Annotated in this window: 15 protein-coding genes and 1 tRNA gene; 12 read left to right on the forward strand and 4 right to left on the reverse strand. The window is 39.5% G+C overall.

Going from position 1 to position 23,332, the window contains the following annotated elements; genetic code table 11:
• Positions 1-2 precede the first annotated feature (2 nt).
• Both EJ994_RS10985 and EJ994_RS10990 read left to right on the forward strand, forming a co-directional pair.
• On the forward strand, positions 3-1,481 hold the full coding sequence (locus EJ994_RS10985) for a SusD/RagB family nutrient-binding outer membrane lipoprotein (RefSeq protein WP_126592474.1): 1,479 nt from the start codon (positions 3-5) through the stop codon (positions 1,479-1,481).
• A gap of 113 nt (positions 1,482-1,594) precedes the next feature.
• A complete protein-coding gene (locus EJ994_RS10990) occupies positions 1,595-4,930 on the forward strand; it encodes a VCBS repeat-containing protein (protein ID WP_126592475.1) in 3,336 nt (1,111 codons plus the stop codon).
• 34 nt (positions 4,931-4,964) lie between these two features.
• On the opposite strand, the gene rimM is transcribed toward EJ994_RS10990, so the two are convergent.
• Positions 4,965-5,492, reverse strand: coding sequence for a ribosome maturation factor RimM (rimM, locus tag EJ994_RS10995; RefSeq protein WP_126592476.1), 528 nt, complete (start codon positions 5,490-5,492; stop codon positions 4,965-4,967).
• A gap of 10 nt (positions 5,493-5,502) precedes the next feature.
• Positions 5,503-6,087 (reverse strand): 30S ribosomal protein S16, encoded by a 585-nt coding sequence (locus EJ994_RS11000; protein ID WP_126592477.1) that lies wholly within the window; start codon positions 6,085-6,087, stop codon positions 5,503-5,505.
• A gap of 279 nt (positions 6,088-6,366) precedes the next feature.
• Here EJ994_RS11000 and EJ994_RS11005 point away from each other — a divergent pair, with 279 nt between their 5' ends.
• Positions 6,367-6,822: a ferritin-like domain-containing protein gene (locus tag EJ994_RS11005; protein ID WP_126592478.1), complete on the forward strand. Its 456-nt coding sequence runs from the start codon at positions 6,367-6,369 to the stop codon at positions 6,820-6,822.
• Between the two features lie 58 nt (positions 6,823-6,880).
• Here EJ994_RS11005 and EJ994_RS11010 read toward each other — a convergent pair whose 3' ends face one another.
• Positions 6,881-8,302, reverse strand: coding sequence for a sulfatase (locus EJ994_RS11010; protein WP_126592479.1), 1,422 nt, complete (start codon positions 8,300-8,302; stop codon positions 6,881-6,883).
• A 171-nt stretch (positions 8,303-8,473) separates the two neighbouring features.
• Between EJ994_RS11010 and dnaE the strand changes: the two genes are divergently transcribed.
• From dnaE to EJ994_RS11055, 9 genes are all read left to right on the forward strand, one after another.
• A complete protein-coding gene (gene dnaE / locus EJ994_RS11015; protein WP_126592480.1) occupies positions 8,474-12,859 on the forward strand; it encodes a DNA polymerase III subunit alpha in 4,386 nt (1,461 codons plus the stop codon).
• A 7-nt stretch (positions 12,860-12,866) separates the two neighbouring features.
• Positions 12,867-14,078 carry a cytochrome c3 family protein gene (locus EJ994_RS11020; protein ID WP_126592481.1) on the forward strand — a complete coding sequence of 404 codons (1,212 nt, stop codon included), beginning with the start codon at positions 12,867-12,869 and terminating at the stop codon, positions 14,076-14,078.
• A 95-nt stretch (positions 14,079-14,173) separates the two neighbouring features.
• Positions 14,174-15,802, forward strand: a complete 1,629-nt coding sequence (locus EJ994_RS11025; protein WP_126592482.1) for a hypothetical protein — start codon at positions 14,174-14,176, stop codon at positions 15,800-15,802.
• 192 nt (positions 15,803-15,994) lie between these two features.
• Positions 15,995-16,312, forward strand: a complete 318-nt coding sequence (trxA, locus tag EJ994_RS11030) for a thioredoxin (protein ID WP_099574059.1) — start codon at positions 15,995-15,997, stop codon at positions 16,310-16,312.
• Positions 16,313-16,423: 111 nt separating this feature from the next.
• Entirely contained in the window at positions 16,424-17,353 is a 930-nt protein-coding gene (locus EJ994_RS11035; protein WP_126592483.1) for a DUF58 domain-containing protein, read from the forward strand.
• A gap of 74 nt (positions 17,354-17,427) precedes the next feature.
• Positions 17,428-17,501: transfer RNA gene (locus EJ994_RS11040), tRNA-Asp, on the forward strand.
• 234 nt (positions 17,502-17,735) lie between these two features.
• Entirely contained in the window at positions 17,736-18,500 is a 765-nt protein-coding gene (locus EJ994_RS11045; RefSeq protein ID WP_126592484.1) for a metallophosphoesterase, read from the forward strand.
• 182 nt (positions 18,501-18,682) lie between these two features.
• Positions 18,683-20,158 (forward strand): hypothetical protein, encoded by a 1,476-nt coding sequence (locus EJ994_RS11050; RefSeq protein ID WP_126592485.1) that lies wholly within the window; start codon positions 18,683-18,685, stop codon positions 20,156-20,158.
• A 9-nt stretch (positions 20,159-20,167) separates the two neighbouring features.
• Positions 20,168-20,368 (forward strand): hypothetical protein, encoded by a 201-nt coding sequence (locus EJ994_RS11055; protein ID WP_126592486.1) that lies wholly within the window; start codon positions 20,168-20,170, stop codon positions 20,366-20,368.
• A 56-nt stretch (positions 20,369-20,424) separates the two neighbouring features.
• On the opposite strand, the gene EJ994_RS11060 is transcribed toward EJ994_RS11055, so the two are convergent.
• Positions 20,425-23,289, reverse strand: coding sequence for a type I restriction endonuclease subunit R (locus EJ994_RS11060; RefSeq protein ID WP_126592487.1), 2,865 nt, complete (start codon positions 23,287-23,289; stop codon positions 20,425-20,427).
• Positions 23,290-23,332: the final 43 nt, after the last annotated feature.

Genomic DNA, 23,332 nt, shown 5'->3' on the forward strand with positions numbered 1-23,332 from the left:
GTATGAAAAAATTAATTTATTTATTTATGATGGCGCTTGTAGTAGGCGCTTGTGATGAAGGATTTGACGAACTAAACGTAGATCCAACAAAACCACCGCAAATTGCAGCGGCCAATAAGTTGACCGCTGTACAGAAATTTATTTCCAGTGAGCGTTATGATAACTGGAGAGCAGGTATGATTTATCAATCTACCATGATGCAACATATTGCAACGACCGCCGGTTATTGGGATGGTGACAAATACACCTGGAACAGAGGTTATGCCTCTTCTTTAATGGACCGTTATTATGGTAACGCCATAAAAACTATTGAAGATTTACTCTTTCAATTGGATGAAGAAGAAGCTCCCGATGAAATGAAGGCCATAGTGCGTATTCTAAGGGTATTCGCTTTTTCACGTTTGACAGACCTATATGGGGACGTTCCCTATAGTGAAGCAGGCAAAGCGGTATTAGAGGGTATTTTTCTACCCAAGTACGATGCTCAAAGTGAAATCTATCCAGATATGCTGAATGAGCTAGAAGAATCCGCAGCTGCTTTAAGTAGCGGAACTTCAGGTTTTGGTGCTGCAGATGTCATTTACAACGGTGATCAGGCAAAATGGAAAAAACTGGCCAATTCGTTAATGCTTCGTTTAGGACTACGTTTAATCAAAGTTGACCCCGCAGCCGCACAATCTTGGGCTACCAAGGCAATCGCCGGTGGCGTAATGGAATCAAATGATGACATCTTCTATCTTCAGCATGATAATAATAACAGAAATGGCATCTCCGAAGTATTTGCTGCTGATGGTAATCCAAGAATGAGTAAGACGTTTATCGACTTTTTACAGGCCGGTAATGATCCAAGGTTACCTATTTTGGCTGCTAGAAGAGGGGATGGCAGCACAGCTGCAGAAGACTTGATAGGATTCCCTAACGGTTTAAATAGTGCCATGTTATTAGAAATGACAGGTGAAGAAAACACGGACGCTTACGCGGAGCCGAACAGGGATATCTTAGCCGCTTTTGAAGCTCCAATGATTTTCCAAACTTATGCTGAAGTACAGTTCATGATTGCAGAGTCAAACGTACGTTGGGGTATTGGTGGTGATGCTGAAACAGCTTACAACAATGGTGTTAGAGCTGCTATGAAACAACTTTCATTATATACAGATGCTGCTACCATAGCAGATGCGGATATTGACACCTATCTAGCGGCTAATCCTTATGACGCTGCAAATGCGATAGAGCAAATTGCGAACCAGTACTGGGTGGCAACATTTCTTAACGAATACGAGACATTTTCTAATTGGAGAAGAGTAGGTTTCCCGACCTTGGTACCCGTAAATTTCCCAGGTAACGAAACTGGCGGAACCATCCCAAGAAGATTAACCTGGACAGAAAATGAAGCAGCTGTAAATGCGGATAACTATCAAGCAGCAATAGCGGCTCAAGGTCCGGATATTCTTACTACAAGAGTTTGGTGGGATGTTGAATAGTATTTAAAATACTTAATAAGTAATCTTTATAAAGTTTGAGTTAGTTTTAATTGAGTTGATAAAGGAGGGGAAACTCTCCTTTATTTTTTTATACAAAATAGTATCTTGTACTTATGAAAGCAGGCTATTTACCCTATTTTATATTTATTCTCTTCATATGGTCCTGTAATACGGAAGAGGAACAGCGACCCGCACAGACGCACTTTACGCTACTAAAATCATCAGATACGGGTATCGACTTTGTAAACAAGATAAAAGATGACAAGGATAAAAGTATTTTCCTTTATGCAAATTTCTACGGAGGCGCAGGAGTTGGCGTTGGAGATTTCAATAATGACGGCCTACAAGATCTCTTTTTTGCAGGAAACATGGTTCCGGATAAGTTGTACCTTAATAAGGGAAACATGGTTTTTGAAGACCGCACCCTTCAGTCGGGAATTCAAGATATCCCCGGTTGGTCTACAGGAGTAACTGTTGCGGACGTTACTAATGACGGTTATTTAGATATTTATGTCAGCCGGGAACTTTATGATGAGAACCCTGCTTGGCGAAAAAACCTACTTTACATCAATAATGGAGATGGGACGTTTAAGGAGCAGGCCGAAGCTTACAACATTGCCAACGATCAAAGAACCCGTCACGCCACCTTTTTGGATTATGATAAAGATGGGCGTTTAGATCTCTTTTTACTCACACAACCGCCAAATCCGGGCAGTCTATCGCAATATTTTAATACGGACAATCTTTTAATACCCGAATACACTTTACGTTTATATAAGAACGAAGGCAATTCGTTTAAGGATGTTACAACATCCTCTGGGATAAATAGGACGGGATTTCCTAATGCCGTTTCCGCTAGTGATTTAAACAATGATGGCTGGACAGATTTGTACGTGGCCAATGACTTTTATGCCCCTGATTTCTTATTTATCAACAATCAGGATGGCACATTTTCTAGCATGGAGAAAGATGCCTTAAAGCAGACATCCTATTACAGTATGGGTGTTGATGTAGCGGATATAAATAATGACGCTTTATTGGATGTTTTTGTTCTGGATATGGTTGCCGAAGACAATTTTCGGCTAAAGTCCAACATGAGCGGTATGGACATCAGTTCCTTTTGGAAGGTTGTAGAAGATGGTGGTGGATACCAATACATGTACAACACCTTACAATTGAATAACGGAAATGAAACTTTTAGTAATATCGCTCAGTACGCTAACATGGCCGCTACAGATTGGAGTTGGTCCAACTTAATTGCAGATTTTGATAATGATGGTTTAAAAGACACCTACGTCACCAACGGCCTGCTAAGAGACATACGAAATACAGATGCCGACAAAAAAATTGCCAATTATATAAATACAACTAGAATGGATTGGTTGTCCAAGAATCCTAATGGGGGCAATATTAATAGTATCTGGGACATTGTAGATTTGGAAAAGGCTGTAAGTATGATTCCCTCCCAACCCCTTAAAAACTATGCCTATAAGAATATGGGCGACCTTCAGTTTAAGAAAATATCCAATGACTGGGGCCTAGACTCAGAATCCTTTTCCAATGGATCTGCTTATGCCGATTTGGATAATGATGGTGATTTAGACTTAGTGGTCAATAATATCAATGCTGAAGCCTTCATTTATCGCAATAACTCGGAAAATCTTAATGACACCAATTATCTCCGCATTCAACTCACCGATTCCGAGAATAGACCATTATTTGGCACACGTATCAATATTTACACGGCTGACGGATTACAAACCCAAGAAACCACTAACGTTAGGGGTATCTATTCCACAAGTGAGCCTTTGGTTCACTTCGGAATATCTGGAAACACAAAAGTGGACAGTTTGGTAATCAGCTGGCCAAACGGTAAAAGTACCGTAAAACAAAATATTGCAGCAAATCAAGTCCTAAAGCTGAGCATGGATAAAGCTGATGAACTATCTCGCCCTATATTGGTGAATACCCATGACAGACTTTTTAAAGACATTACGGAATCTTTTACGGCCAATTTTAAACATCAAGAGAACAATTTTGATGATTTTGAAAAGCAGATATTACTTCCACACAAACTTTCTCAATTTGGTCCGGCACTGGCCGTTGGTGACATTAATAATGACGGTTTAGAGGATTTCTATATTGGCGGAGCAGCGGAGCAGCGTCCACAGCTTTTCGTACAAAACCCAGACGGCGGTTTTTCCGCTACGAACGAATCCTTCTGGACAAAGGAAAGTGCCTATGAGGATATCGATGCGCTTTTCGTTGATATAAATGGGGATGGTTTTAAAGATCTCTACGTGGTTAGTGGTGGAAATGCCTATGAAAAAAATGATTTTCACTATACGGACCGTCTTTACTTAAATAATGGTACTGGAGGCTTTAAAAAAGGTGCTATTCTAAATGGAGACAGAGCTAGTGGTTCAGTGGTAAAAGCATCCGATTATGATAACGATGGCGATATGGACCTTTTTGTAGGCGGTAGACATTTACCCCATCAATATCCCAATCCCACATCCAGTGCCTTGTTGCTTAACGACAATGGGCAACTTGTCAACAGCACAGCTACGCTAGCAAAAGAGCTCCAAGAGATAGGCATGGTTACCGATGCCGTTTGGTCTGACTATGATGGTGATCAAGATTTGGATTTAATTCTTACCGGAGAATGGATGCCTATTACTATTTTCGATAACAAGAACGGCCAATTGACCAAATTAGATCAACCTGACCTTGAAAAAACTAAGGGATGGTGGTTCAGTCTTGAACATGGCGACTTTGACAACGATGGCGATATGGACTACATTGCAGGCAATTTGGGCCTTAACTATAAATACAAAACCAGTTCAGAAAAGCCCTTCGACATCTACTACAATGATTTTGATACCAATGGAAATGGCGATATAGTGCTAGGTTATTACAACAATGAAAAACATTACCCACTTCGCGGTTTTTCATGCTCTTCGCAACAAATACCAGGTTTAAAGGACAAAATTAAAAAATACGATGCCTTCGCTTCGTTAGAACTAGAAGAAGTGTATGGGGAAGAGCAGTTAAAGAATTCCCTGCACTACATTACTGATACTTTTGCTTCTGTGTATATCGAAAATTTGGGACAAGGTAAGTTTAAAATATCCCCATTGCCAGGCTTAGCGCAGCTTACCAATATTAACGACATGCAAGTGGAGGATTATAATGGTGATGGACACACCGATGTTTTAATCGTTGGTAATCTATTCGTCTCAGAAATAGAAACCCCTAGAAACGATGCAGGCACCGGTCTCTTACTTTTAGGTAACGGTAAAGGAGATTTTACACCACTAAGGGGGGCTAAAATAGGTTTCTATGCTGCTGGGGATGCCAAAAGAATCGCTACTATAAAGGTCTCAGGGAAAAACCATATTCTCGTAGGTAACAATAATGATGTCCTACAGAGTTTTCAGCTGCGATAAGCTCAAAATGGGATTAATGAAAGGCCGGGCCGGACTAGCTTAAGTAAAGTTCAACCAATCCTTCAGGCGTACGTACTTCTATTACTTTTTTAGCTCTATCTACCTTTTTGATGATATCATCGTTCAGAGGGATTAAAAGTTGTTTCCCGTCTTTCAAAACCTCGAACAAAGCTTGAGCGGTAGTATCGTTAACACTCTGGACAATACCGATATCTCCGTGCACATCATCCATCATCGTAAATCCGATAATTTCGTGAAAGTAAAATTTGTTCCCCGTTAACTCGGGTAGTAAGGTTAGCGGTAGGTACAGTTCAGCACCCATGACCCTATCCGCATCGGATTCTGTTTTCACTTCTTCAAAATCTATTCGTAATAAATTAGATTTATGAAGGCGACACCTATCAATAAAAAATGGAACCAGATTATTTCCCAAGGAAATAAAAACCGATTCCATTTTTTCGTAAACTTCAGGGTCGTCCGTATCTAATTTAACAAGTACTTCTCCCTTAAAACTATATTTTGAAACGATTTTGCCTAGGTAGAAACAATCTTCCTTGCGCATCGTTACCTATCTATTCTTCTTCCGAAGTTGTAGCTTCCTCTTTAGGAGCTTCAGTTTCCTCCACAGCCGCTTCAGGAGCTGGGGCCTCTTCTAAGGCTTCCACTTCTTCTTCAGCACTTTCGCCTTCTGGAGTTTCTGGTAATGCGGCAGCAGCAGCATCAGCAGCTCTCTTCTCGTTCACTTCCTTCTCAGCTTGTAACGCCTTAGCTTTTGCTTCGGCCTTAGCCTTATCTAAACCACCAACTTTATCCGCAACTGATTTTTCCTTCTCTTCTAACCAAGCATTGAACTTCTCCTCTACTTGCTCCTCCGTTAAGGCTCCTTTGCGCAAACCTCCAAGTAAGTGATGCTTCAAAAGCACTCCTTTATAAGAAAGTATTGCCCTAGCCGTATCCGTTGGCTGCGCTCCATTCTGTAACCACTGTACAGAATTGTCCACATTCAAATCTATCGTTGCTGGATTGGTGTTAGGATTATAAGTTCCCAATTTTTCCAAGAATTTACCATCTCTTTTTGCTCGTGCATCTGCTGCAACTACCCAATAGAATGGTTTACCTTTTTTACCGTGTCTCTGTAATCTAATTTTTACTGGCATATCACATTAATTTTGTAGGGTGCCCGACCCTTGATTATTAATTCTATCTCTATTATTTCCTAAAAGGGCTGCAAATATAGAACATTCACTTTTATACTTCCCCATATTATGCCTCAAATTTTATCGATTATTGTTAAATAGCCTTAACATTTACGGGGAAAGTCGTTAAACTCATGCTAAACCCCCGTAAATACTTGTAATTTCGACATATTCTATTAATTTATATAGTGTAGTTATTGATAGTCAATAACGCGATTGAACTAAAATGATAAGAGATAAATGAAGTACACAGAAAAAGTATCAAACAGATTAAATGATTTATTAACACGTACATACGATGCGGAAAAAGGATATAAACTAGCACAAGACAAAATTGATAATCCGTCCATTAAAAAATTCTTGAACGAAAGGGTGCAACAGCGTTACAATTTTGGGCACGAGTTAAAGGATGAGATAGCCAATTTTGGACAACTGCCAGAAAAAGGAGGAAGTATCAAAGGCGATTTACACAGAACTTGGATGAACTTAACGGCCACGCTCTCAGGAAATGAAACAGAACGTATTTTGGAGGAAGTAGAACGCGGAGAGAAGGCAAGTCTAGAAGAATATAATGCCATACTAAACGATAGCGACATGGTATTACCACCATCCACGGAGAATTTATTGATGAAACAAAGAAATGCTATCGAATCAGCATTGAACGTGAACAAAAGATATGAGGAACTAGTATCCTAGTCTACATCACAGAAAGATTTGAAAAGACCGAGCGAAACGCTCGGTTTTTTTATGCCATCTATTCCCGATCAATTAACTGGTCCTCCCCCATAACGAGAAGATTGGTATGTTGCACGACAAGTGTTTTAATTTGCTCGATAACTTTGGGATGAGCGTCCGCAACATTGAAGTGCTCTCCTGGATCAATGACCAAGTTATATAGCAAAGGAACCTCGTGCTCTTTGCGTTCACCAAATTGCCCATACGCTCCTTGAGTACGATAATGTGCTTTAAAATCACCTAATCGCACGGCGAACAATTCCGTACCACGATAATACAATATACTGTTTCTAGGGCTAGGTGCACCATTTCTTAAGGTTTCGCTTAAATCTTTCCCGTCTAGGAAAACATCCTTTGGAGTTGGAATATTAGCCATGGCGCTGAACGTAGTAAAAAAATCCAGCGAAGAACCTATATCCGATATTACGGCCGTTTTAATAAGTCCTGGACCCCAAAATACCGTGGGCTCGCGCATACCTCCTTCCCAGGTAGTTCCTTTGCCCGCCCTTAAAGGCCCGGCACTTCCGGCATTATCTTTAAAAGGTAACCAAGGTCCATTATCGGAAGTAAATACGACTATAGTGTTATCCTGAAGACCCTTTGCCTTTAAGGCACTTATTATATTCCCAACCCCATGGTCTATCTCTTCAATTACATCCCCATACAATCCCCGCTTACTTTTACCTAAGAAATCCTCAGAGGCAAATAGTGGTATATGTGGTAAATTATGCGCTAGATATAAAAAGAAAGGCTTTTCACCTTGATTTTCTATGAAAGCAACAGCTTCTTCGGAATATCGCTTTGTTATATTATTTTGATTCGCTGGACGCTCCACTACCTTGTTCCCCCTAAGTAAAGGCACATTAAAATGTTCTGTTTTAATGCTATCATTAGGTTGATTCCAATACTCCTTTCCGCTTTTTTTAACAACCCTATCCATGTCATTGGAATATGGAATACCAAAATAGGAGTCGAACCCATTATTGGTCGGTAAGAATTTCTCCTTATGGCCTAAATGCCATTTTCCAATGGCAGCGGTAGTATAACCGGCTTTTTTAAGTTGTTCAGCTAGGGTAATTTCCGAAGCCGGCAAACCATTTTTAGAGTTAGGGAACAATACCCTCCTCCCGTTGCTGGCCATGCCACTGCGCACGGGAAGCCGTCCGGTCAGCAGACCAGCCCTGCTGGGTGTACAAACACTTGCAGCAGCGTAGAAATTTGTCCATTTTTGACCCTCGAAGGCCATAGCGTCAAGATTGGGGGTTTTTATGGATGGATTTCCAAACACCCCAATATCCCCATACCCCAAGTCATCTGCAAAGATGATGATAAAATTGGGAGGTTTTACTTGGGGCTCTTGACCATATAAAATGGTACAACTTATCGCATACAGCCATATTGAAAAATGAAATCTGAGGGTGAAACGGTTATTAATTTTCATTTGGTAAAGTTTATATCTTTTCCAAGATAGTCATATTTGTAATTGACTAGGTTAATAACTCTTAGTAACTCCTCTTTTTAGGCCAATACCTTTTGCTTAATTTTAACCTTGCCTTTTTTATACTGTTCTACTTCGGAATTGGAAGGCTTTTAAACACTTTGAACATAACATATGTACTTAATCTTTGATACCGAAACCACAGGTCTTCCAAAACGTTGGGATGCACCCTACACAGATACGGACAACTGGCCCAGATGCATTCAAATCGCTTGGCAGTTGCATGACGATATGGGTCGCCTTGTTGAACATCAAGATTATCTAGTACGCCCAGACGGCTTCAATATTCCGTATGATGCGGAGCAAATACATGGTATCTCTACAGAACTAGCTTCACAGAAGGGCATTTCCTTAAGCGAGGTTTTGGAAAAGTTTAATGTGGCCATGTCCAAGACCAAATTTATTGTGGGTCAAAACGTAGGGTTCGATTTAAATATCATGGGAGCGGAATTTCACCGTATGGGCGTTGACAACCCGTTACAAGACCTACCCGTCCTAGATACCTGTACCGAACATACGGCACAACTCTGTCAAATCCCTGGAGGCCGTGGCGGAAAATTTAAGCTACCCACGCTTACCGAACTGCACCAACATCTCTTTGGCAAACCCTTTGGCGAGGCACATAATGCCACTGCCGACGTTGAAGCTACTACGCGATGTTTTTTGGAGTTGGTACGCTTAAGGCAGTATACCACCGAGCAACTAGACGTACAGCCAGATTATTTTAAGAACTTCTCCGAAGCCAATCCTGAGGAAATACAGCTGATCGGTCTAAAACACATTAACCTAAAAAAGGCCTCTAAAAAAATTGCGGACGCCCTTTGGGAAAAAGATACGGGTGGTGTTTCGCAAGAGGAAATCAATGAGAATATAAAAACACTGGAAGATGCGACCTTCGTTCATCTTCACAATCACTCCCAGTTTTCGGTATTGCAATCCACCATCAATATCAAATCACTTGTACAGGCAGCAGCGGATAATCAAATGCCTGCGGTGGGTTTAACGGACCATGCCAATATGATGGGTGCCTTTCATTTTGTAAAGGAAATCAGTGCTCATAATAAAGCGGTAAAGGAAAAAAACAAGGAAGCGGAAGAAACGGGAGCAGAAACGCAACTAAAGGAGATAACCCCGATTATTGGTTGTGAGTTTTTTGTTTGTGAAGACCATACCAACAAAAGTGTAAAGGATTACGGATATCAAATGGTGCTCTTGGCCAAGAACAAGAAGGGATATCACAACCTCGCCAAAATGTCCTCCATCGCATACACGGACGGGTTTTACTACGTGCCACGAATCGATAAAAAGGTAATTCAGAAGTACAAGGAGGATATCATTGTCCTTACCGGAAATCTTTATGGGGAAGTCCCCAGTAAAGTCTTGAATGTTGGTGAAAACCAAGCAGAAGAGGCACTTCTTTGGTGGAAAGCCCAATTTGGAGACGATTTATATATAGAAATGATGCGTCACGGACAGGAAGATGAGGACCGTGTGAACCAAGTCTTGGTGGAGTTTTCCAAAAAACATGGCGTAAAGCTTGTGGCTACTAATAACACCTACTATTGCAATAAGGAAGATGCGGAGGCGCACGACATATTACTATGTGTTAAAGACGGTGAAAAACAAGCTACGCCTATAGGCCGTGGTCGTGGATATCGTTATGGCCTGCCCAATCAAGAGTATTACTTTAAATCTCAAGAAGAGATGAAGGAACAGTTCAAAGATGTTCCGGAAGCCATTTTGAACGTGCAGGAAATTGTAGATAAGATTGAGCCATTTGAACTGGCACGGGACGTGCTCTTACCTAAATTTGACATCCCCGACGATTTCAAAGACCCCGAGGATGCAATTGATGGCGGTAACCGCGGTGAAAATGCCTATCTAAGGCACATCACTTACGAAGGTGCGAAAAAGCGGTATGCGGAGATAACCGAAGAAATACGCGAACGCATCGATTTTGAATTGGATACCATTAAAAATTCGGGATATCCCGGGTATTTTCTGATTACCGAAGATTTTATCAGAGAGGCAAGAAACATGGATGTTTCCGTGGGTCCAGGTCGTGGCTCCGCCGCAGGCTCCGTAGTCGCCTATTGTTTGACCATTACCAATATTGACCCTTTAAAATACGATTTACTTTTTGAGCGTTTCCTGAATCCGGATAGGGTATCCATGCCCGATATTGATATTGATTTTGATGACGAAGGTCGTGGGCGTGTTATGGACTATGTCATTAATAAATACGGCGCCAACCAAGTAGCGCAGATTATCACTTATGGAACCATGGCGGCCAAGTCCTCTATCAGGGATACGGCCCGTGTACTGGACCTGCCCTTGGGTGATGCGGATAGGATTGCAAAACTTATTCCCACGATGTCGAAATTAGGGAAGATTTTTGGAAAGTCCGACGCTGAACTGAAGAAGAAATTCCGTGCGGAGGATTTGGAAAAAATCCATCAACTTTTAAATATACATGATGGGGACGACCTTGAAGGTCAGACCCTAAAAATGGCACGAACTTTAGAAGGTTCTGTAAGAAACACAGGAATACACGCTTGTGGGGTAATCATAACACCAGATGACATTACCAATTTTGTGCCCGTAGCAACGGCGAAGGATTCAGACCTATACGTCACACAATTCGATAACTCGGTCGTTGAAAGTGCCGGTCTGCTGAAGATGGATTTCTTAGGGCTTAAAACCTTAACATTGATCAAGGATACCGTCAAAATTGTAAAGGCAAAACATGGTATTGATTTAGTACCGGACGATTTTCCGTTGGATGATGAAAAAACGTATGAACTCTTCCAAAAAGGAGAAACCGTAGGGGTTTTCCAATATGAATCTCCAGGTATGCAAAAGCACATGAAGGATTTAAAACCCTCTGTTTTTGACGACCTCATCGCCATGAACGCGCTGTACCGACCCGGTCCTATGGAGTATATCCCTAGCTTCATCGCCAGAAAACACGGTGATGAAGAAATAGCGTACGACCTTCCGGACATGGAAGAATATCTCAAGGAAACTTACGGGATTACCGTTTATCAAGAGCAGGTGATGCTCTTGTCACAAAAGTTAGCCGGTTTCTCCAAGGGTGATGCCGATGTACTCCGTAAAGCCATGGGGAAAAAGATATTTGCGGTGCTCCAAAAAATGAAACCTCAGTTCTTGGAAGGAGGCGCAGCCAATGGGCACCCTACCGAGGTTCTGGAAAAAATATGGAAAGATTGGGAAGCCTTCGCAGCCTATGCATTTAACAAGAGTCACTCCACTTGCTATGCCTACATCGCCTACCAAACGGCCTATTTAAAAGCCCACTACCCAGCAGAATACATGGCTGCGGTATTGAGTAATAATATGAACGACATTAAACAGGTTACCTTCTTTATGGAAGAATGTAAGCGCATGGGCTTGGACGTTTTAGGACCGGATGTAAACGAATCTTACTATAAGTTTGCGGTAAACAAAGAAGGAGCCGTACGTTTTGGTATGGGGGCCATTAAAGGCGTAGGTCGTTCTGCCGTGGAAACTATCGTGGAACATCGTAAAAAAGATGGGAATTTCCATTCTGTTTTTGATTTGGCCAAGCGTATAGACCTCCGTGCCGCCAATAAGAAAGCTTTTGAAAACCTTGCCGTTGCAGGTGGTTTCGATTCTTTTGGGACCACTCATCGAGCCCAATATTTTCACACGGAAGGCGATGGCATCACTTTTTTGGAAAAAGTTATCAAGTCTGCAGCAAAATATCAAGAGAATAAAAATTCTTCCCAGATGGATATGTTCGGAGGAATGAGCGAGGCACAAATCCCTGAACCCATTGTACCACCATGTGAAGAATGGGGCACCATGGAGAAACTGCGACGGGAGAAAGAAGTGGTAGGTATTTATATTTCCGGACATCCCTTGGATGATTTTAAAACGGAAATAAAGGCGTTCTGCAATGCGGGTATTTCCCATATTAACGACATGGCCAGTTATGTTAACCGAGAGCTCACTTTTGCTGGAGTAATTACAGATGTGCAACATCGTATTTCCAAGAACGGTAAAGGATGGGCCGCCTTTACCATGGAAGATTATACAGACTCATTTGAGTTCCGGATTTTTGGTGAAGAATATTTAAAATTCAGACACTTTCTTATGATAAATTCCTTTGCCTATGTCAAAATTTTCATTCGCGAAGGTTGGGTAAATAGGGAAACAGGTAAGAAAGGGGACCCTAGAATGCAGTTCAATAGTTTTATGTTGCTTCAAGATGTTATGGAGACCTATGCCAGAAAGCTTACCATAAAATTAAATATTGATGAATTAAAGGAAGAAGGTATTCACCAATTAAAGGACACATTGGTTTCTCATAAAGGAAACCACCCTTTAAATTTTGTTATCTATGAAATGGAAGAAGAGATAAAGGTAAATTTATCCAGCAGAAAACAAAAAGTAGAGATTACAAGTGAACTCTTACATATCCTTGAAGAACAAGAGGTACATTTTAAATTAAACTAAACCAAGGATGCATAGGTATTGGCGCTTGCGATTTTTGGCCAAAAACCTTTTACTCAGCGCACTCCTTTTTTGTTTATTACTAATAGTATATAAGTGTAAAAATCCCGAAATAGCCTCGGATTATTATGCGATAGAACCCATCGCCGTCCATGGGAATGGCGGAGCCTTCGCCGGTAGTGCCAGTTGTATTGCCTGTCACAAAGACATTTATGACACCCATGTGCATACGGCACATTATAAAACTTCTGCGCTTGCAGATTCATCAAGTATTAAAGGTAGTTTTAAAACAGGTGAAAATACCTTCACATTTAATAACAGAGCCGTCTTTACTATGATTAAAACCGACTCGGGGTTTTACCAACGTGCAAATTTCATCCACAATCAGCTAGAGTTATTTAAGCTACCGAGTGACATCGTATTTGGTTCTGGAACAAAAGGGCAGTCCTATTTAAGCTGGGAAGATGATAAACTCTTTCAATTACAAGCATCTTACTTTACGCCTGAAAACCGTTGGATGAGCAGTCCGGGACTAGAAAACTTGCGCGCTCAAAGACCTGTGGTAGCACGTTGTTTTGAATGCCATAGTACGTTTGCCAAGAACATCACACCCAACGGTAGAGGTAACCAATACGACAAAAAAAACATCATTTACGGTATTGATTGTGAACGTTGTCATGGACCAGCCGCAAAACATGTTGGGTATCAGCAAAAGAATCCGAAGACAAGAACGGCAAAGTATATTTTAAAATACAAAGAACTTTCCAGACAACAGCGATTGGATGCCTGTGCCTTATGCCATTCCGGCGGTAACAGAGCGCCTAAAGAACCTCCTTTTAGCTTTTTGGTCGGAGATGACCTTGACAAATTTTACTTCCCTAATGAGGAAGACGATGAGGATACTTTGGACGTACATGGCAATCAGTATGGTTTACTTGCGAGCAGTGCCTGTTTTAAAAATAGTCCTCAAATGGATTGCACCACCTGCCACAACCCTCATGAAAATGAAAGAGGTGAATCGGAGCTTTTCAATTTAAAATGTATGTCTTGCCACTCGCAATCCACTATTTCCTGTAAAAAAGAGGATACGCATGCGAATACTTCAATGACGGATTGCATTACTTGTCACATGCCGTTAACACCTTCCAAATCCATGGTCATAAAGGTAGACAGCACAAAAACGGCCGTAAAAGTGCGGACCCATAACATTACTATTTACTAGAGTAAATTCAACCTAATAGGTTCATTCATTTTTTGTCCAGGTAGGGTTTTTCAATACTCAGTTGTTTTATGACCATAACCTAATAACATTTAATCATGAAACATTTTAATGCCCTATTTCTGGCCACGGCCTTATTATTCTTTTCCTGCGAAACAGAAAAAATAGAAACGCAAATTCTGGACGATAATGCACTAGAGAGCATTAATGCACAAATCAACGTAGAAAACTTCATTGATGAGGCAGACAATGCTTTAGACAATATTGCCATTTACACAAGTAATTTTGGTCCCCTACGAACAAGTTCAAAATCGGACAAAGAAGATGATGACGACCGCACATTTTTTCGAAATTGTATGGACATTACCATATCGCGCACAGAGATGTCACGCACCATAACGCTCACTTTCAACGGTGAATGCAAAGACCGCGATGGCAATGCTATTACCGGAACCATCATAAGGACAACCACTTTTGGAGAAGGAAGTTCTGAAAATACAATGACTATTGAAGATGTTACCATTAATGGCCGCACTATTAACGGTGCCAAAAGCCACACTTGGATAGCCAGTAATGAAAACGGAAATCCCGAAATGAACGGCTCCGTAGATATAAGTGTAACGACCGAAATGGGCACCATATCCAGAGTAGGGAATAGAACTGTTGAAATCATTGAAGGTGCGGACACAAGAACCTATAAAGACGATGTTAGAAGCATTACCGGCTCCTATACCTATACAGGTCTTCAAGAAACTTTTGAAGTGAACATTACATCTGCATTGATAAAACCGGCCAGTTGCAGATTTATTGTTTCTGGTATCAAGACCTATACCACAAGTGAGGGTACAACTACCTTGGACTATGGCGATGGTACTTGTGATGAATTTGCCACCGCTACCTTCCCAGACGGAACAGAAAGTCAAGTTACTTTGGGCACATCCAGAAATAATGAAGATGATGATGATAACGAGGACACGAATACGAAGCAATGTACCATAACTACGGACTGCGAAGAAGTAGTGATAAAAGATACGTCCAATATCAGCATAGAAGTAAACCAAGTTGATGGTGTTTTTGTTATTGTAGCGAAGAACCAAGATGGTGAGGTGGTATACGAAGCCGAATGTGAAAAAGGAGCCAATGTATCCGTCTCCTGTAGCTCTAGCAACATGGACGATAATGATGACGACACAGAGGAAACCGATGAGGACGGCACTGATGATGACGATGAGACAGCAGATGACATGGCCACCAAACAATGCGTGATTACTACAGCATGCGGAGAAGTAGTAATAGAAGGTACTTCGGAACTTAAGATAACAACGACCCAACAAGGTGATGTATTTGTTATCGTGGCGACGAACCTAGAAGGAGAAGTGGTCTATGAAGGAGAGTGTGACAAAGGACCTGAAGTAACTTTGGAGTGCAGTTCTGAAACGAATTCTGATGACGGGGAAGCCGAAGAAGATACTATGGAAGACGATAATGAAACGGAAGATACATCCGATGACAATACCACTGAAGATGATACGAACGTAAAACAATGCGTTATTACTACGGAATGTGGAGAAATAGTCATAGAAGGCACTTCTGAACTGAAAATAACAACAACCCAACAGGGCGATGTATTTGTAATCGTTGCAACGAATCTGGAAGGTGAAGTAGTCTACGAAGGCGAATGCGATAAGGGACCCGAAGTAACGTTAGCGTGTAGTTCCAAAGACTGAATTAGTAGTAGCTAAAATAATACGTAGCCTTAACCTTCCCATACTTTGGGAAGGTTTTTTATTGCCTTTGATTTCCTAAGGAATAACATCATTATTAAAATCAATACCTTGATAGTCAAAACGTATATGTAGTTAGTAAGGAACAAGCAGATTATTTGACTAACTTTGTGTAATCAATAAAAGTAAATTAAAATGGCATTAGAAATAACAGACGCTACTTTCGACGAAGTAGTTTTAAAAAGTGATAAACCCGTAGTAGTAGATTTCTGGGCAGCCTGGTGTGGTCCATGTAGAATGGTAGGTCCTATCATTGATGAAGTAAGCAATGAATATGATGGTAAAGCCGTTGTAGGTAAGGTAGATGTGGATGCCAATCAAGAATTCGCTGCGAAATATGGTGTGCGTAATATTCCTACCGTATTGGTATTTAAAGACGGTGAAATCGTTAGCAGACAGGTCGGCGTATCTCCAAAGAAAGTTTATACAGATGCTATAGATGCCTTATTATAGGGTAAGCACTTAAGAACAGATAAATAAAAAGAGCTGGTATGTTGCCAGCTCTTTTTATTTATAACCCCTACACCATCCGTTTAGGGTTTAGTTTTTCATATCTTTATTCTTGTGAATTTACAATCAGTATTAAATAAAGCCTCCCTGTTTCAAAACTTGGAGTTACTTGCCAACCAAGTAGTGGAGGGTTTTATAAGTGGTATCCACAAAAGTCCCTTCCATGGTTTTTCCGCAGAATTTGCTGAACATAAAATTTATAACAATGGCGAAAGTACCAAGCATATAGATTGGAAACTCTTCGCCAAAAGTGATAAGCTTTATACCAAGCGCTATGAAGAAGAGACCAATCTTCGTTGCCATATGATTTTGGATAATTCCGCCTCCATGTATTTTCCCGAAGTGAAGGAGCTGGGCCTGAACAATTTGAATAAAATTGGCTTTGGAACTTTGTCCATAGCCGCTCTTATGAACGTTCTTAAACGCCAGCGAGATGCCGTAGGCTTAAGCATCTATTCTGATAGTTACAATTACTACGCAGCGGAAAAAGGAAGCGAACGGCATTTTCAAATGCTTCTAGCTAAATTGAATGAAATTAACCAAGTAGCACAAGCACCAAAAGAAACAGCCACCTATACCTATTTACATCAAATAGCGGAAAAAATAAAAAGAAGAAGTCTTATTTTTTTGTTCACCGATATGTTCCAAACCGAAAAATCGGACGATGAGCTTTTTGAAGCTCTACGGCATTTAAAGTATAATAAGCATGAAGTAGTCTTGTTCCATCTTTTGGATAAAAAACATGAACACCATTTCAACTTTGATAATACTCCCAAACGCTTTGTAGATGTAGAGACGGGAGCGCATTTAGACTTGTATGCAGATAATGTAAAAGAAGCCTATGAGGAGGCCATTACCAACTACCTTACCCAGATAAAACTTAAATGTTCACAGTACAGAATTAAATATGTTCCCGTAGACATTAATGCTAGTTTTTCCACTGTTCTGAACACTTTTTTGGTAGAAAGGCAGAAATTCATTTAAGTAAATTAATATTTTAAAAGAAAATGTTTGTGGTATTGGAATAGCAATGTATATTTGCACACGCTAAACGCCACGGTCTGGTAGTTCAGTTGGTTAGAATACCTGCCTGTCACGCAGGGGGTCGCGGGTTCGAGTCCCGTCCAGACCGCATAAGCCTCGATTTTTCGAGGCTTTTTTATTTATAAGTATTTGATATTCAATGTTATAAAAATGTTAATGTTAAATAAAAGTTAATCAGCGTGCTGCAATCGTGCTGCATTTTTGACCCTTTTTCACTTCTTTACAGCATTTTACAACACCCTAGAATTGATATTGGCATTCATTGTAAAATGGAATAAAATCAATTTATCTTCATACTTTTCTATTTCTAAATTAAGATAAATTGAGAATACAATACTGTTCTGATCTGCACTTAGAGTTTGCCAAAAACAACAGATGGCTATCGAAAAACCCTTTAATACCTTCTGGGGAGATTCTCATTGTTGCCGGAGACACCTATTATTTGGGGAATGATTTTGAAAACCTCGATTTTTATAAATGGGCTTCTGACCATTACGAACAAACCTATGTTATTGCTGGCAATCACGAATACTATGGCGGGTATGACCTGTCTTTACACCAAAAGCCCTTTAAATGGGAGTTGCAGCATAACGTGTTCTTTCTAAACAATCAATCTGTACAAATAAATGATGTCACACTCCTATTTTCTACATTTTGGAGCCATGTACATGCTGAAAATAGAAACTCGGTGGCCAGAGGGGTCAATGACTTTTACAAAATACGAATGGGCGAGAATCGGCTGAGTGTAGATGATTTTAATCAACTTCATGCGGAGGCTTTTGATTTTTTGAATCAAAATCTTGAAGACCATAATGGCAAAACGGTTGTGGTTACCCATCATTTGCCCACGCCGTTGTGCAATTCCCCCGAATTCAAGGGCAGTTTAATCAACGATGCTTTTGTCGTTGATAAAACCGATTACATAACCAAATCAAATATTGATTACTGGATTTACGGCCATGTACATAGAAATCTTGGTAACGGTTTGGATTTGGGAGGTACTACAATGCTGTGCAATCAATTGGGGTATGTTGATTTGAATGAGCATATGGATTTTTCAAGAGATAGGTTTGTTGAAATAGAATGATAGCGAAAAGTTTCATTTCTTGATACCGAAGAAAAGTAAGATTTATATTCAGTTTTGGTTTTACCACTATCTGCCGTATGTTATAAAGCATTTTTTAGTGTTATCAAACCAATCCAATTAACAATTTACAAAAGTTGGCATTTTGTCATTTTTTACTCATTTTAGCGTAAGAGTTTAACTATATGCAATTAATCACCACACAGTTTTTACCAATAAATAAAGTAGGTGTTTGCCTTGATGAGCTATTTGAGAAACAATATCAGCTTCATCAATATCCAAGAGTCTCTAGTATAGGAGTCTTAAATAATTATTTAAACCATCTAAGAGATGATATTTATGTTTTAGTTGAACACCCTTATGTGGATAAGGTTTATAGAGATTCTTATTATCACTACTATTCTTCAAAAAATCAGGAATACCATAGAGATTGTGCTCGTCTTTCTTTTTTTTCAAAAGAGCTAAAGCTTGAAGATTTTAGAGATGTCAAGGTACATGATGACATAAAGGAAAGCTATTTGGGCTTTACTATTATTAGACCTACTTTTCCCCAGGTAATTGGAAGGTCCGTAATATCTCCACAAGCAATAAAGAAAAATAGTTTTAGAATTTGTTCAGTAACAGTAGATGTGACTGCCAACAGTTTGAAAACTTCGGTTACCGGCTTCCCGCATGCATCTCAGAATTCAGAAACAATTACTTGTGCAGAAACTACAATATGGTGTATCATGGAATATTTTGGAATGCGTTATCCGGAATATAGACCTACGTTACCGTCAAAGATAGGTGCACTTCTTGCTTCTCAGTCTTTTGAACGATTATTGCCATCTAAAGGGCTTACTGCTCAGCAAATTTCATTTGCTCTTCGAGAACTGGGGTTTGGTGTTAAAATTTATTCAAGTGATGCCTATGGTAACGAATTTATCAAGTTGCTCAAAATGTATATAGAGTCAGGTATTCCTGTTGTAAGTGCAATTCAGAATACTCAAGGTATAGGTCACGCTCAAAGCATAATTGGTCGAGCACGGTTTTCAGATGCCGACGTAGATGCTTTGGCAAACCCTGTGGACTATGGAAATAACGTTCTTGTATACGATTTTGAGGATATAAATGTTGATTATGTTTTTATGGATGATAATCATCCTCCTTATATGCATAGTAAACTAGAGAACCCTTCTAGTTTTTATTCTCAAGCTAACTGGGCTGGCTGTGAAATAAAAAGCTTTATCGTTCCCTTATATTCAAAAATTTATATGGATGCAGGCGAGGCAAGGACATTTGCAAAGTCTGTTCTCAAAAGATATATAACTCAGCTGAAAGTGCTTAAGGATACTGATGTAATATTAAAAGTGTTTTTAGCATCATCTAGGTCTTATAAAAATGAATTGACAGCTAATGACTCTTTAGGGGCTTTACCAAGAGAACTTTTATTGCGTTTGCCTATGCCAAAATTTATATGGGTAGCTGAACTAAGCACTAAAGAATTAATTAAAAAGAACTATGTAAATGGTGTTTTTGTATTAGATGCAACAGAGACCAATCGTCAGGGCTTGATTGCTGGATTGATAGGAAATTATTACCTTACAGAAAATTTAAACGAAATTGTGCAAATAAATGTACCTTTGTCACCGTTTAAGAACTTCAACAATAATTTAAGATAGTAGAGTAGTATGGCACAATCTATCAAAGAATATTATGAGTTGTTGATTAAAGAGTTAAAAGCTGAAGCCGAAGTAAAAATCGTAGATGAGGCCACCACAAAGATTATATTCGATGGTATAGAAGAAGACCTAGAAGAGTATAAATTTGAAAATCAACAGCGAATTAAAGATTCCCAAGAAGACATTTCAAACGTTGTTTTCACAGCGTAAAAGAAATACCAAAGCCGCAAATTGCGGCTTTTTTGTTTAATATTTCTTGGTATATTTTAAGGTCTTGAAATGCCATTAATAAAGGTTTCAACGAACTTTAAGATTTTTGCTGTTACTCTTTCTGATTTTGCTTTTCGTTCCTTCAAACTTGGTCTTTTGTTCATTAAATCGACAATATCATCACGTAGTGGCTTCTTTTCTGTAAATAGATAGTCACCGATTACTTTCTCCAGTTTGGTAGCATCTAAGTCTTCTTTATCGCTGAGGTCTTTTATGGCTCTCATCTTTTCGATACTGATGAAATTTGCAAACTCATCACCGATATCTTCAGAATCTTCAATTAATGGTAAATGCTGATTGATAAACTTCTCAATCAATTCTCGCTTACTACGCAATCTCGTATCTCCAGCAATGATATCGTAGATAGCTTTTTCCTGCTGTTCTTTTTCTTCTGGTGTCGCATCTTTCAGTTTTGCTAGTAGCTTTAAAATATATGCAACGTTAATCTCGTCACGATGTATCAATTCCAGCTCAAAATCTATATCCTGAAGTATTGATACTTTTTCTTTTGCATCGTGACTCTTGACCTTATCGTATAAATCGAGATACTTGCTTTTGTAATCTTCAAAAGTTTGCTCATTTACACTAAGGTCATCAAACGTGAACTCTGTAAACGTGCTAAGAATATTTTTTAAACGCATTAGCTCTCTAAATGCTTTCGCAAAAGCTAGCTCTTCTTCTTCATCCTTCAGATTGTTTACGCTGTTAACCGTTGGTGCTATTTGCAGTAATGCGATAAAAGCTGCGTTCATCTTCTCAACGTACTCTTCGTACGGTTGCATTATGATTTCGTCCTTAGCATTTATATTCGAGAATAGGCTTATTGCTTCATCGGTACGTTCTTTTAAATTTCTAAACGCTACGATATTGCCTTGTGATTTTAATTCGTTCAGAATTCGGTTTGTTCTGGAATAGGCTTGTATTAGACCGTGATAACGTAAATTCTTATCAACGTAAATGGTATTTAGCGACTTGCTATCAAAACCAGTCAAAAACATATTCACCACAAGTAAAATATCTACTTGTTTGTGTTTTACTCGTTTTGCAATGTCATTGTAGTAATTGTAAAATGACTGCGAGTCTTTAGTACTGTAATTTGTGGCAAACATTTTATTGTAGTCACCAATAAAACCTTCTAAATGTTCTCTGGTGTGCTGGTTCTTCTCCGCTGTTCCATAGCTTGCTTCTGGTTCTGCTGCCATCGCAAACTCATCATCTGTCCACGTGTCACCTACAGCTTCTTTATCGTCCTCATTAGCGTTGTATGAAAATATGGTTGCTATGCGTAGATTGTGTTCTCCTGCTTCCTTTTTCTGTTGGAACAGGTTGTAATATTTGATTAGGGTATCAACGTTACTCACACAAAATATTGCTGTGAACTCTCGGCTGTGTGTTTTCCTGTTGTGGTTTGCTATGATGTAGTTAGAAATAGCATCCAAACGTTCAGGTGCTTCCATTACTTCCTTCTCATCAATCGCTTCTACCTCGATATCCTGAATACCGTCTTTCTTTTTAAACGTCTGGATATACTCTACTGAGAACTTTAGTACGTTCTCGTCACGTATTGCATCGGTGATTACATACTTGTGCAAGTCTTTATTGAATAGCATTGCAGTGGTACGTTTACCGTATTCATTCTTTCCAGCGTTATCTTCAAAAATTGGTGTACCTGTAAAGCCAAACATCTGACTATTCTCGAAAAATCCTTTAATCGCTTCGTGTGTTTTACCAAATTGCGAACGGTGACACTCATCAAAAATGAATATAACTCGTTTATCCCTAAGCGATTCCATTTTCTTAATATGGCGTGACTTGGTGACTGCGGTATTAAGCTTCTGTATCGTAGTTACTATCAACTTCGCATCTCCAGTTAATTGCTTTACCAATGTTGAGGTATCATTTGTACCGTCAATGCTGCCTTTACTGAAACTATTAAACTCTTTGGTAGTCTGATAATCTAAATCCTTCCTATCAACTACAAAAACCACCTTGTGTACTTGTGGCATTTGTGTAAGTATCTGACTGGTTTTAAACGATGTCAGGGTTTTGCCTGAACCTGTGGTATGCCAAATGTAACCGTTTTTAGTTGTGGTCTTTACGGTATCAATAATAGCTTCTACTGCGTAAAACTGATACGGACGTAATACCATTAGGTAACGTCCTGACTCATTCATCACAACATATTTACATATCATTTTTGATACGTGACACGGCTCTAGGAATATCTCAGAAAAGTCTGCGAGCTGTGTGATGAGCTTATTCTTGGTATCTGTCCAGTAAAAGGTTTGCTTGAACGAACGCGCTTTTATAGGACTGTTTGCGTAGTACTTTGTGTTGACTCCGTTACTGATTACGAATAACTGTATAAACTGAAACAAACCAGCTCCAGCTCCAAAACTGTGACGCTCGTAGCGGTTAATTTGGTTAAAAGCTTCTTTTAGTTCTAAACCTCTACGTTTTAACTCTATTTGCACTAACGGTAAACCATTTATGAGAATTGTAACATCGTAACGGTTTTTGTATTTCCCTTCTATGGTGACTTGCTGTGTGACTTGATATTGGTTTCTACACCAATGTATCTGGTTGATGAGTTCTATGGTTTTATTCTCACCTTTATCGTTTACATAGGGTACACGGTCACGTAGAATTTTTGCACGGTCAAAAATTGACCCTTTGTTGATGTAATTAAGTACTTGCTTAAAATCCTGCTCGGATAAAGTGACCTTATTATGCTTCTCTAGTTGCGTTTTTAAATTGGACAACATAGAAACCTCATCAATTATCTCGACCTTTTTATAACCTAATGCAACTAGTTGTGTAACTAAGTTATTTTCTAATATTTGTTCTGGTTGTGTTGTCATTTACAATTAAATAAGCAAAATAATCATAATTGTAGAATAACTA

Source organism: Maribacter sp. MJ134, assembly GCF_003970695.1.
Lineage (GTDB): Bacteria > Bacteroidota > Bacteroidia > Flavobacteriales > Flavobacteriaceae > Maribacter.

What these genes read in the sequence shown, in the direction of transcription:
- EJ994_RS10985 (WP_126592474.1), top strand. Translation starts at nt 3, where the DNA reads ATGAAAAAATTAATTTATTTATTTATGATGGCGCTTGTAGTAGGCGCT.
- EJ994_RS10990 (WP_126592475.1), top strand. Translation starts at nt 1,595, where the DNA reads ATGAAAGCAGGCTATTTACCCTATTTTATATTTATTCTCTTCATATGG.
- rimM (WP_126592476.1), bottom strand. Translation starts at nt 5,492, where the DNA reads ATGCGCAAGGAAGATTGTTTCTACCTAGGCAAAATCGTTTCAAAATAT.
- EJ994_RS11000 (WP_126592477.1), bottom strand. Translation starts at nt 6,087, where the DNA reads ATGCCAGTAAAAATTAGATTACAGAGACACGGTAAAAAAGGTAAACCA.
- EJ994_RS11005 (WP_126592478.1), top strand. Translation starts at nt 6,367, where the DNA reads ATGAAGTACACAGAAAAAGTATCAAACAGATTAAATGATTTATTAACA.
- EJ994_RS11010 (WP_126592479.1), bottom strand. Translation starts at nt 8,302, where the DNA reads ATGAAAATTAATAACCGTTTCACCCTCAGATTTCATTTTTCAATATGG.
- dnaE (WP_126592480.1), top strand. Translation starts at nt 8,474, where the DNA reads ATGTACTTAATCTTTGATACCGAAACCACAGGTCTTCCAAAACGTTGG.
- EJ994_RS11020 (WP_126592481.1), top strand. Translation starts at nt 12,867, where the DNA reads ATGCATAGGTATTGGCGCTTGCGATTTTTGGCCAAAAACCTTTTACTC.
- EJ994_RS11025 (WP_126592482.1), top strand. Translation starts at nt 14,174, where the DNA reads ATGAAACATTTTAATGCCCTATTTCTGGCCACGGCCTTATTATTCTTT.
- trxA (WP_099574059.1), top strand. Translation starts at nt 15,995, where the DNA reads ATGGCATTAGAAATAACAGACGCTACTTTCGACGAAGTAGTTTTAAAA.
- EJ994_RS11050 (WP_126592485.1), top strand. Translation starts at nt 18,683, where the DNA reads ATGCAATTAATCACCACACAGTTTTTACCAATAAATAAAGTAGGTGTT.
- EJ994_RS11055 (WP_126592486.1), top strand. Translation starts at nt 20,168, where the DNA reads ATGGCACAATCTATCAAAGAATATTATGAGTTGTTGATTAAAGAGTTA.
- EJ994_RS11060 (WP_126592487.1), bottom strand. Translation starts at nt 23,289, where the DNA reads ATGACAACACAACCAGAACAAATATTAGAAAATAACTTAGTTACACAA.